The following is a 10820-nucleotide window of genomic DNA, read 5'->3' as shown; positions in this document are numbered from 1 at the left end:
GACTGATGGCATCTAGTTTGAACTCTTTTGTGTACTGCTTTCTCGTTTCCATTGCTTCCTCCAGTTAAGGTTATTTTCTCTTAACTGGACTGTCCGGTTTATTAAACCATGTCATTACACCTTATTCTCTCTTGTAGTATCTGGTCAGGTAGTTTTTAAGCTGATCAATTGTCGTGTCGGATGAATATTTAATTGGAATACGTGATGAGAATTAACCTGTTTCAGAGTTATACGACATTGCATGCGGGGTTATTGGGCAGAATGTCGTTATATTGCGTTAGCTGTACCCGGAATTCAAACCAAGGAATATATGAGCGATCTCCTAAAAAAGGAAGAGCCAGTATTACCGTCGCTTCCGACGACTATTCTTCCAGCAATAGCAGAGCTGACAGCTTCGCTTGGAATTCCACGAGAAGTGCTGGCGAGCGCCGAAGAAATCGAGTACGCATGGAGAGATTTGCCAAGAGAGCTACGAGAAATACCACCTGAATTAAGAGGTGAGCTCATGGCTCGTATGTGTGTAGCCGTCAGCACTGGCTTATTTGATGGCGCCATGAATTATGCGTGGAATGCCGCAGTACTTCAGTTGAGGCAAAAGATACGCAATTTTGGATTGCCTGTTGTGGCTAGAACAGCTCAAAACAGATGAAGACCTAAAATTGTATTTTGAGGCCTGCACGGAAGAAGATCCGGGTGACGGCAGTCTCATTCGTGCTGCATTAGGTGATATTACCCGTGCCCGCAGAATGACCTGGCTTGCTCGTGAAACCGGCCTGACTCGTGAAGGGCTTTATAAGGCTTTGTCTCCTGACGGAAATCCGGAATTCTCTACAGTAATTAAGGTTATCAAAGCGCTTAACCTGAAATTTCATATTGAGCCTGTTCACGTAAATTAATCTACCTGGTGCGCCGATTTGCGTATCTTCAATGGCCCTGGATTGCTGCGAGTGGCTACACCATTTCGCAAGCGCCCTATCCCCTCAAAATACATCTGTTCCAAACGAATGTACGAGTACAGGATAGAACGAGAAACCAAGTTGGTATAAGCTAAGTTAGTTGAACTAAGTTTAATTGGAAGAGCACGATGCGGATATACAATATTCACGACGCTAAAACTCAATTATCCCGGTTGGGGGAACAAGCTGCCAAGGCTGGCAAACCGATGGCCAAGGTTGTTGCGCTCCGGGCATCGGAGCCTTCTCAGATTAAGCGGTTTGATTTTATGGCTGGGCAAATCCATGTACCGGATGATTTTGATCGGATGGATGAAACGGAAATCGCAAGGCTATTTGAAGAGGGCGTATGAAGCTTTTGCTGGATACTCATCTGTTGCTGTGGGTAGCAGCAAATGGCTTTGACTATCTGCCACGGACCGCCCAGCTGCGAGACTGTAAAATCTGTTGTGTAAGTGCCCGAGCCTTCATCCCTTGTGAAGGTTTTCCATGACTACTGCCTTTGTTACACATCCGATTTATCTGAAGCATGATATGAAACATGGCCATCCAGAATGTCCGGAACGATTACTGGCCATTCAGGAACAGCTTGTTGCCACCGATACGCTGCCACGTTTACAGCAATATGAAGCGCCACGTGCAACCGATGATCAGTTGATGCGAGCTCATACGGAAAGCTATGTGCATGAGATCAAATCAGCTGCACCACAGCAAGGCCTGGTTTGTCTTGATAATGACACTGCGATGAATCCTTTTACCCTGGAAGCGGCTTATTATGCAGCCGGTGCAGTTGTTCTGGCGACGGATCTGGTCATCGACAAGCAGGTGAAAAATGCATTCTGTGCCGTTCGTCCACCTGGACATCATGCAACGCGCAATCAGGCAATGGGATTTTGTTTTTTTAACAATGTGGCGATTGGCGCAGCACATGCTTTGGCGCATCATGGTCTGCAACGTGTAGCAATTGTGGATTTTGATGTGCATCACGGCAATGGTACTGAAGATATTTTTCAGGATGAGCCGCGTGTCTTGTTTTGCTCCACTTTTCAGCACCCATTTTATCCGTATTGCGGCACTGATAGCGGGGGTGATCACATTATTAATGTACCGCTTGCTGCACATACGAATGGACAAGCGTTCCGTGTAGCGGTAACGCATTATTGGCTGCCGGCACTGGAAGCATTCAAACCGGAAATTATCTTTATTTCGGCTGGGTTTGATGCCCACCGGGAAGATACGCTGGCGCAATTAAATCTGGTTGAAGCAGATTATGTTTGGATTACCAGGCAAATAATGGCTATTGCTGAAAAACATGCACAAAACCGAATTGTTTCAGTGCTGGAAGGCGGATATGCGTTGGGCGCATTGGGAAGAAGTGTGACTACACATATCAGAACATTAGCAGAATAATAGGCCAGTAATAGGGGGTAGGGGGCAGACCACGGGTTTTGCTAAGCTTGCCGTTTTTCGGGAAGTCTGTGTACCCTTCAAAGAATTTCCCTGGTTCAAGGAAGCCTCAATCGGGAAGCTGCTGAATGTTGAACCTCCTTCACCATACCGCCTTTATCGGCCTGATCTGGACGGACATTTAAGGCAGTTGTTCGTTGTATCTATCTTGCTGAATTTATTGGCTTTACGGAGCTCTGGTAGAAGAGGGTTAACCGCGCAAATACTCCTGCACTCGACTGCTCTCTGATTTAAAACAGCCAGTCTTCCATTTGATCCGTAAAACCAGGGTCCTGGAAAGAATAATCTGTTTCCGGCGGAAGCTGTTCCTGGAAGAAGTATTCATTGAGCGTCCCGAATGGATCCCTCAAGCCTGTTTCTGAATTAATCTTGGCCGTAACAATACCTTTTGGAGGAGATATTTTTGTGACAGGTATTGATTTAAGTGCGCTGGCCATATAGTTGATCCAGATAGGTAAGGCTGCCTGCCCTCCGGTTTCTCTGTTTCCCATGGATTTGGGATCATCAAAGCCCAGCCAGGTAACCGCCACCAGATCTTTCTGGTAACCGCAGAACCAGGCATCGAAGGCGTTGCTGGTAGTTCCCGTTTTCCCGGCAATATCATTGCGGCCAAGTGCTCTTGCCCGGGCGGCAGTTCCTCTTTGGACAACATCCTGCATCATGTTTGTCATCAGGAATGCATTGCGTGGATCTATAACCTGCTTGGCGTTCTGGCTTGCAGTGGTGTGGCGTGTCTGCTCAATAATTTTTCCGTGCTCATCCTCAATTCGTTCAATGAAGTAGGGAGGAATATGGTATCCCCCGTTGGCGAAAGTAGCGTAGCCAACGGCCAATTGCATCGGCGTGACCGATCCGGCGCCAAGCGCCATGGGAAGAACTGCTGGATGATGTTTTTTATCGAAGCCGAAGCGTGTAATGTAGTCCTGTGCGTAGGATAGCCCAATCGCCTGAAGAATACGGATGGATGCGAGGTTTTTCGAATGAGTTAATGCTGTGCGCATTCTGATCGGGCCGCTGAACTTGCCGTCATAATTCCTGGGTTCCCAAGCCTTGCCACCAGTCTGATCAGGTCCCAGATACAGTGGGGCGTCATTAATAATGGTGGCCGGAGTAAAGCCTTTTTCAAGTGCTGCGGAATAAATGAACGGTTTGAAACTTGATCCGGGTTGACGCCAGGCCTGGGTGGCATGATTGAATTTGTTGAGGTTATAGTCAAACCCGCCTACTAATGCGCGAATCGCGCCATTGTTTGGATCTATTGCGATCAGAGCGGCCTCTATTTCAGGTAATTGAGTAATTTGCCAGCTGTTTTTTTCTGTCTTTTTTACTCGAATCAGAGCACCGGGGCGTATTCGCTTTTCGGTAACCTTTGGATCTTTGCCAAGGTACCTGCTGGCTACTTTCAGGCTATCTCCCGTAATCCGGATTGTTTCCCCATTTTTGAGGGAGGCTTCAACAGCACCGGGTGTTACGGACAGGACAACGGCTGCCAAAATATCATCACTGTTGCTGATATTTTGCATGATATCCTGCAGCGCTTCATGATCCTTGAGATCTTTTGGCAGTTTCAGGAATGCTTCCGGGCCGCGGTAACCATGTCTGGTGTCATATTCTATTACTCCTTTGCGCAGCGCACGGTAGGCTGCTTCCTGATCAGATTTTCTCAGCGTGGTATAAACCCTGATCCCACGGGTATAGGCTTCTTCACGATAGCGATTGTAAACAACCTGACGCACCATCTCTGCGACGTAATCAGCCGGCATGGCAAATACTTTTACCTGGCGATGAATTGCAATAGAAGTTTTCTTTGCTAGCGCGAGTTGGTCGGCTGAAATATAGTTGAGCTCATACATCCGCCGCAACACATATTGTTGTCGTATTTTTGCGCGTTCCAGGTTGGCAATCGGATTGTAGCGTGAAGGTGCTTTAGGGAGCCCGGCCAGCATGGCCGCTTCAGCCAAATTAATATCAGACAGTTTTTTACCAAAATAAGATTGTGCTGCAGTAGCAAAGCCATAGCTGCGTTGCCCGAGGTAAATCTGGTTGATGTACAACTCAAGAATGCGATCTTTTCCCAGGCTGTGTTCAATTTTAAAAGCCAGTAATGCCTCGCTGAATTTTCTGGTAAATGTTTTTTCCTTGGTCAGAAAGAAGTTGCGTGCCACTTGCATGGTAATGGTGCTTGCGCCCTGGAGGGTGCTGCCCGCCGTGAAGTTTGAATAAATGGCGCGCAAAACACCTATGTAATCTACCCCGTAATGCTGGTAAAAACGATCGTCTTCAGCTGCCAGCACAGCTTGTTTAAGAGATTCTGGTACCTCATTTATTTTTACAAAATCCCTGCGCTCTTCACCAAACTCCCCAATCAGCAAACCATCAGCGCTGTAAATCCGCAAGGGTATTTTCGGACGATAATCAGTCAGCATATCGAGACTGGGTAAAGAAGGTAGCGTAACCAGGGCGGCAAATATCACGAGCAACGTCGCAAGTAAACCAGCAGCCAGAATAGTTAGGAGGAAACGGAAAAGCCAGCGGAATAACATTAAAAGGCAGAGTGTTGTGTGGGTAAAAAAATGATCCAGCACAAGATTATAAAGGGTATATCAACTGTTATTGCATGAATTGATTTTTTCACTTACCTGTCAGAATCGGCTTCAGTTGAAGTATTGCATCCGAATAAAAATCTTCTGGTCGAAACATTATGCAAATAAAAGCTGATATGGCACTGAAGAAATCTTTTGATATCCATTTTGGCATGCTGACAGGTACCTCCCGAATGTTAGGGGTGGATATCGGCGCTTCCTCAATTAAGCTAGTGGAATTATCCAGAAAAAGTGGAGCGCCAGAATCCTATCGTTTGGAACGCTATGTTATCGAACCATTGCCGATGGATGCTCTGCAAGATGGAGGTATTAACCAGATTGAACAGGTGAGTGACAGTCTCCAGCATGCCCTGAAACGAATGGGAACGCGACAGAGGAAAATTGTTATGGCTCTGCCGCTGACATCGGTTATTACAAAGAGAATCAACGTACCTGCAGGTTTGCGGGAGGATGATCTGGTGTTTCAGGTTGAAACAGAAGCCAATCAGTATGTGCCGTTTGCAATGGATGAAGTCAATCTTGATTTTCAGGTGATTGGACCGGCTCCAGATTGTCCGGAAGAAGTGGAGGTGTTGTTGGCGGCTGCTCGTAAAGACAAAGTGGAAGATCGTGTGGCAACAGCAATGTCTGCCGGCCTGAAGGTAATGGTGATGGATATCGAGCAATTTGCTGCCCAGGCTATTTCTTCCAGAGCGATTGGCAGTCAGCTGCCGGATGGGGGAAAAGATAAGGTGGTTGCGCTCATTGATATTGGCGCGAGCGTCACGCGGATCAATGTGCTGTTAAATGATACCTCTATCTATATGCGGGATTTATCCTTTGGTGGAAATCAGCTAACGCAAGAAATCCAGAATCAGTTCAATCTCTCTCCGGAAGAAGCCGAGACAGCCAAGCGCAACGGTAAGCTGCCGGAGAGTTATCAAAATGAGGTATTGCGGCCTTTTTGTGAAACGGCTGCGCTGGAGGTGGCTCGAGCCATACAGCTTTTTTATACTTCCACTCAACATACTCAGGTTGACTATATCTCCTTGTCAGGCGGGTGTGCAGTGATCCCAGGTCTTGAGGAAATCGTATCTGAACGTACCGGGGTGATTACCCAGGTGATTAATCCGTTTTCCGGCATGGAGTTATCCGGCCGGATTGCACCGCGGCAGCTGAAGATGGATGCCGCGGTGTTGCTGACTGCCAGCGGCCTGGCTATGCGAGGATTTGATCCATCATGATACGTATTAATCTGCTTCCACATCGTGAACTTAAGCGTAAGGCGCTTCAGCAACAGTTTGCCGTACTGGCAGGTCTTACTGTTGGCCTGGGAGTGCTGATTATCTGGGGAGTACATGAAATGGTGATGGATAAAATCAATCATCAGAACGGACGTAATCAGTATCTGCGGGATGAGATTGCTGTTCTCGATCGGCAAATTACCGAAATAAAATCGATTAAGGAAAAAATCCAGGAGATGCTGGCACGCAAGGAGATCGTTGAATCGCTGCAGGGAAATCGCATCAAGGTAGTGCATATGCTGGATGAGGTAGCCAGGCAGTTACCAGAGGGGGTTTACCTGAAGAGCTTAAAACAAACAAATGAGCACCTGCACCTTGCTGGTTACGCTCAGTCCAATGCCGGGATCTCGACGCTGATGCGCCATCTGGATGCATCACCTTGGCTGGAATCGCCATTGTTGATTGAAATTAAGGCAGCTACCGAAAGTGGTGTCAGGCTTAGTGAATTCGATTTGAATGTCAAATTGACCGAGTTGCCAGAAGAGGATGGCCATTCCGGAAGAAACGAGATGGCAGCAAAAATTACTGCAACGGCGGGGCAACCATGAATCTGCTGGAAGAGTTACGTCATGTCAATCCCAATGAGCCTGGCAGCTGGCCAGTTGTGCTCAAGGCGGGTGCACTTGCGTCATTGTTGGGGACCCTCATGGTGGCAGGTTACCTTCTGGATTGGGAGGAGCAGTGGGAGGCACTGGAACAGGTGCAGCAAGAAGAAGATACGTTGAAAGCTACTTTTATAGCCAAAAAAAATAGTGCGGTCAATCTTGATCTTTTTCGTGTGCAATTGGCGGAGGTGGAGCAAACGCTGGGTACCTTGCTGAAACAGTTGCCTAACAAGTCCGAGCTGGATGCGTTGCTGGTGGATATTAACCGGGCCGGATTGGGACGAGGATTGCAATTTGAGTTGTTCAAACCCAATGCCAAGGAAACAGTTCGTGAGTTCTATGCCGAGCTGCCAGTTTCTGTCAGGGTGACGGGTAATTATCACGATATTGGTGCTTTTGCAAGCGATGTGGCCCAGTTGCCGCGTATTGTTACGTTGCAGGATATTGAAATCATTCCCGGGAAAGATCGCCAGTTGATATTGAACGCAACGGCAAAAACTTTCCGTTATCTCGATGATGAGGAAATTGCAGAGCGCAAAAGGGAAATGACAGAGAAAAACAAACAGAAGAATGCAAAGGGAGCGTCATGAACGATCAATTCCGCTTCTGGATGACTGTGATGGTGGTGCTGTTTACAGCGGCATGCACTCAGGAGGGCTATGAAGATCTCGAGTCTTTCGTCAGGGAATCAGGAACGGGATTGAAAGGAAAGGTAGATCCTCTGCCTGAAATCAAGCCACCGAAGCATTTTGTTTATCAGGCTTTCGAAATTCCAGATCCCTTCAGTAATCGAAGAAACAAGCAGGAAAAGTCTGATCGAGATGAGTTGCAGCCTGATCTGAAACGTCCCAAAGAGGCACTGGAAAATTTCCCGTTGGAAAACCTCGCTATGGTCGGTTCGCTACGGCGTGGAGAGTACGTTTTTGCCCTGGTTAAGGCACCGGATAACTCTGTGCACCGTGTCAAAACCGGCAATTACCTTGGGCAGAATTTCGGTTTGATTACAAGGGTTTCCGAGGAGGAAGTCAAATTGAGAGAGATTACGCGAGGTAGTGCGGATGAATGGGTTGAACGGGCCAGTGTACTCATGCTGCAAACTCAGGAGCAAAAATGATAGATTGGAAAACGGGAAATCAATGGCGCAAGAGTTGCATAATCATGGCTGCTCATCGAGCTTGGCAATGTGTGTCGGTGTGTGTTCTGCTGGTTGCGTGGACCGTTCAGGTTGTAGCTGCATCAACGTCAGTAAATACCCTTCGTGCACTGGATATTACGGCCCAAACAGATGGTCGTTTAATTGTTAAAGTGACATTGGATCGACCGATTGCGACGCTACCGGCCGGAGTATTGCTGAATGATCCCGATCGTCTTTATTTTGATCTGGAGCAGGTCGCCAGCGCTCTGGGCGAGTCTGGCAAGATATCAGGTCGTGGTGTAATAAAGAGTATGGATGTTGTGCCTGCCGAAGGCCGTACCCGTCTGGTTATGAATTTGTCAAAAGCAGTTAAGTATGAAATCAGCACGGAAGGTAACGATTTGCTGATAGCGCTCCGGGGCAATGAATTGGGGGAATCACTCAATCGTGCCGCCGTTTCAGCTTCCATGCCAGCAAGAGGTGAAGCACAATTAAGCTTGCGGGATATCGATTTTCATCGTGGTACACAAGGTGAGGGCAGGGTGGAGGTGGAGCTGTCACAACCAGGTGCGGTAGTCAATGTGCATAGTCAGGGAGGAAGGTTGCTTATCGAGTTCATGAAGGCTTACCTCCCTCCCAATCTTGAGCGGCGGTTGAATGTGCTGGATTTTGCCACACCAGTACAGACAATTGAGACTATCGCGCGGGATGGTAACGTGCAGATGATTATCGAGCCGAAAGGGCGCTGGGAGCATACATCTTACCAAACCGGAACTAATTTTGCGGTAGAAGTCAGATCGGTAGTTGAAGGTGATGATATGCCCATTCACAAAAAGCTGATTGATGGAGGTTATACTGGTGAAAAACTTTCACTTAATTTTCAGGATGTTGAAATTCGCTCAATTCTTCAGGTTATCGCTGATTTTACTGATTTGAATATCATTGCCAGCGACTCAGTTAAAGGTAATCTGACCCTGCGGCTGAAGGATGTTCCCTGGGATCAGGCGCTGGATATCGTGCTGCAAACGAGCGATCTTGATAAACGCAGGGTGGGTAATGTGATTTTTATCGCGCCACGGGAAGAAATGGCTGCTCGTGAAAGATTACAGCTGGAGCAGAATCAGCAGATAACCGAGTTGGAAGTGTTGCAAACGGAAGCATTCAGACTGAATTATCGGACTGCCAGTTCGATTCCGCTTAAGGGTATTCTGAGTCAACGTGGTTCGGTGGAGGTTGATGACATCAGCAATACGCTGACCGTTACCGATATTCCCACCAGGCTTGCAGAGGTGGCTCGGCATGTGGCCAATCTCGATACCCAGGTGCGCCAGGTCATGATTGAAACCCGTATTGTCGAGGCAACCGATACATTCAGCCGTAACCTGGGAGCTCGTTTTGGGGTGCAGAACGCAACTCGGATCGGGAGTCAGACTAATGGACGGCGACTGGGTATTTCCGGGAATTTGGGTAATTCCAGTGAATTGGCTGCTGGTACGATATCACCTTCTGGTGGGGATAATCTTAACGTCAATTTACCGGCGGCTGCGCTTGCAGGAGTCGCGGGTGGCCCGGCTGCACTCGGATTGAGCTTGATTAAGATTAACAACGGCACATTGATTAATCTGGAGCTTTCTGCGTTGGAATCGGATAGTCAGGGCCGTATTATCGCTAGCCCGCGCCTGGTTACGGCTAATCGTGTGGAGGCGAGTATTGAGCAGGGTACGGAAATCCCTTTTCAGACTATCAGTGTGACACGGCCACAGATTCAGTTTAAAAAAGCTGTTCTTGGCCTCAAGGTTACGCCACAAATCACTCCTGATGATAATATCATCATGAAATTGCAGGTTAATCAGGATACTCGCGGAGAAAGCACACCGGCTGGCCCAGCCATTGATACCAAGCAAATCGTCACCGAGGTGCTGGTAGAGAATGGGGGCACAGTTGTCATCGGCGGTATATTTGAACAGGTCGAAAAGCGGGATCGTAACCAGATCCCGTTACTGGGAGATGTGCCGTTACTGGGAAATTTATTTAAAAATACCGCAAAGCGAGATGATAAACGAGAATTGCTGATATTCGTCACGCCGCGTATCCTGAACGAGAATTTGAGTAATAATATTCGATCCGCATTGAATTGATATGAAAAACAATCAAAATAACAGTATCAAAAATTTTGTGTATTTGGCCCATGCTATAGCATTGACTTGATCAGGCTAAGCGTTCATAATGCCCTGCTATTTTGGAGGGGTTCCCGAGTGGTTAAAGGGATCAGACTGTAAATCTGACGGCTCTGCCTTCGAAGGTTCGAATCCTTCCCCCTCCACCAGTCACGGTAACAAAAATCAGAGATGTGTGTAATGCTGGAATTTGATCGCACTAGTCATTGCAGATAGTGCGGCTGTTTATTTAAATATGTAAGGCAGGTGAACCGGGCACAAGCGGGTGTAGCTCAATGGTAGAGCAGAAGCCTTCCAAGCTTACGACGAGGGTTCGATTCCCTTCACCCGCTCCACAACATTACGGCGAGGAAATGTTCTTGTTCTATACGCCCATGTAGCTCAGTGGTAGAGCACTCCCTTGGTAAGGGAGAGGTCGCCAGTTCAATCCTGGCCATGGGCACCAAGTTATGCTGCAGCCAGGTTATTAGATTACTGATACAAGCATTAATAAAAGGAAACAGACGTAATGGCGAAAAGTAAATTCGAGCGGGTGAAGCCGCATATAAATGTAGGGACGATAGGCCATGTGGATCATGGGAAAACGACGTTAACGGC

11 protein-coding genes and 3 tRNA genes are annotated in these 10820 nt (G+C 47.6%); 13 read left to right on the top strand and 1 reads right to left on the bottom strand.

What is annotated here, in order from left to right; translation table 11 throughout:
- Positions 1 to 310 precede the first annotated feature (310 nt).
- The 4 genes from C8R14_RS12300 (at position 311) to C8R14_RS12280 (ending at position 2363) form a co-directional block, all read left to right on the top strand.
- Positions 311 to 649: a hypothetical protein gene (locus tag C8R14_RS12300; protein WP_041353538.1), complete on the top strand. Its 339-nt coding sequence runs from the start codon at positions 311 to 313 to the stop codon at positions 647 to 649.
- A 10-nt stretch (positions 650 to 659) separates the two neighbouring features.
- The gene (locus tag C8R14_RS12295) at positions 660 to 896 is read left to right on the top strand and encodes an addiction module antidote protein (protein ID WP_242500167.1); all 237 of its coding nucleotides are present in this window, start codon (positions 660 to 662) and stop codon (positions 894 to 896) included.
- Positions 897 to 1084: 188 nt separating this feature from the next.
- Positions 1085 to 1306: a type II toxin-antitoxin system Phd/YefM family antitoxin gene (locus tag C8R14_RS12290; RefSeq protein WP_011634850.1), complete on the top strand. Its 222-nt coding sequence runs from the start codon at positions 1085 to 1087 to the stop codon at positions 1304 to 1306.
- 136 nt (positions 1307 to 1442) lie between these two features.
- On the top strand, positions 1443 to 2363 hold the full coding sequence (locus tag C8R14_RS12280) for a histone deacetylase family protein (protein ID WP_011634849.1): 921 nt from the start codon (positions 1443 to 1445) through the stop codon (positions 2361 to 2363).
- A gap of 287 nt (positions 2364 to 2650) precedes the next feature.
- On the opposite strand, the gene C8R14_RS12275 is transcribed toward C8R14_RS12280, so the two are convergent.
- On the bottom strand, positions 2651 to 4963 hold the full coding sequence (locus tag C8R14_RS12275; protein WP_011634848.1) for a penicillin-binding protein 1A: 2313 nt from the start codon (positions 4961 to 4963) through the stop codon (positions 2651 to 2653).
- Positions 4964 to 5121: 158 nt separating this feature from the next.
- Between C8R14_RS12275 and C8R14_RS12270 the strand changes: the two genes are divergently transcribed.
- The 9 genes from C8R14_RS12270 to C8R14_RS12230 all read left to right on the top strand — a co-directional run.
- The gene (locus tag C8R14_RS12270; protein ID WP_011634847.1) at positions 5122 to 6246 is read left to right on the top strand and encodes a pilus assembly protein PilM; all 1125 of its coding nucleotides are present in this window, start codon (positions 5122 to 5124) and stop codon (positions 6244 to 6246) included.
- Positions 6243 to 6854, top strand: coding sequence for a PilN domain-containing protein (locus tag C8R14_RS12265; protein WP_011634846.1), 612 nt, complete (start codon positions 6243 to 6245; stop codon positions 6852 to 6854). The genes C8R14_RS12270 and C8R14_RS12265 overlap by 4 nt, the downstream gene beginning before the upstream one ends.
- Positions 6851 to 7501: a type IV pilus inner membrane component PilO gene (locus C8R14_RS12260; protein ID WP_011634845.1), complete on the top strand. Its 651-nt coding sequence runs from the start codon at positions 6851 to 6853 to the stop codon at positions 7499 to 7501. The genes C8R14_RS12265 and C8R14_RS12260 overlap by 4 nt, the downstream gene beginning before the upstream one ends.
- A complete protein-coding gene (locus C8R14_RS12255) occupies positions 7498 to 8025 on the top strand; it encodes a pilus assembly protein PilP (protein ID WP_011634844.1) in 528 nt (175 codons plus the stop codon). Before C8R14_RS12260 ends, C8R14_RS12255 begins: the two co-directional genes overlap by 4 nt.
- The gene (locus C8R14_RS12250) at positions 8022 to 10184 is read left to right on the top strand and encodes a type IV pilus secretin PilQ (RefSeq protein ID WP_011634843.1); all 2163 of its coding nucleotides are present in this window, start codon (positions 8022 to 8024) and stop codon (positions 10182 to 10184) included. Before C8R14_RS12255 ends, C8R14_RS12250 begins: the two co-directional genes overlap by 4 nt.
- 103 nt (positions 10185 to 10287) lie before the next feature.
- Positions 10288 to 10372 (top strand) — tRNA-Tyr (locus C8R14_RS12245).
- 112 nt (positions 10373 to 10484) lie between these two features.
- Positions 10485 to 10558: transfer RNA gene (locus tag C8R14_RS12240), tRNA-Gly, on the top strand.
- A gap of 35 nt (positions 10559 to 10593) precedes the next feature.
- A tRNA-Thr gene (locus C8R14_RS12235) sits at positions 10594 to 10668 on the top strand.
- Positions 10669 to 10731: 63 nt separating this feature from the next.
- Positions 10732 to 10820: GTP-binding protein (locus C8R14_RS12230; protein WP_074455448.1), on the top strand; the 89-nt coding region annotated here is incomplete at its 3' end.

Source organism: Nitrosomonas eutropha, from assembly GCF_003201195.1.
GTDB classification, from domain to species: domain Bacteria; phylum Pseudomonadota; class Gammaproteobacteria; order Burkholderiales; family Nitrosomonadaceae; genus Nitrosomonas; species Nitrosomonas eutropha.
The sequence above is the reverse complement of the archived record's forward strand: the minus strand, read 5'-3'. Positions and strand labels throughout refer to the sequence as shown.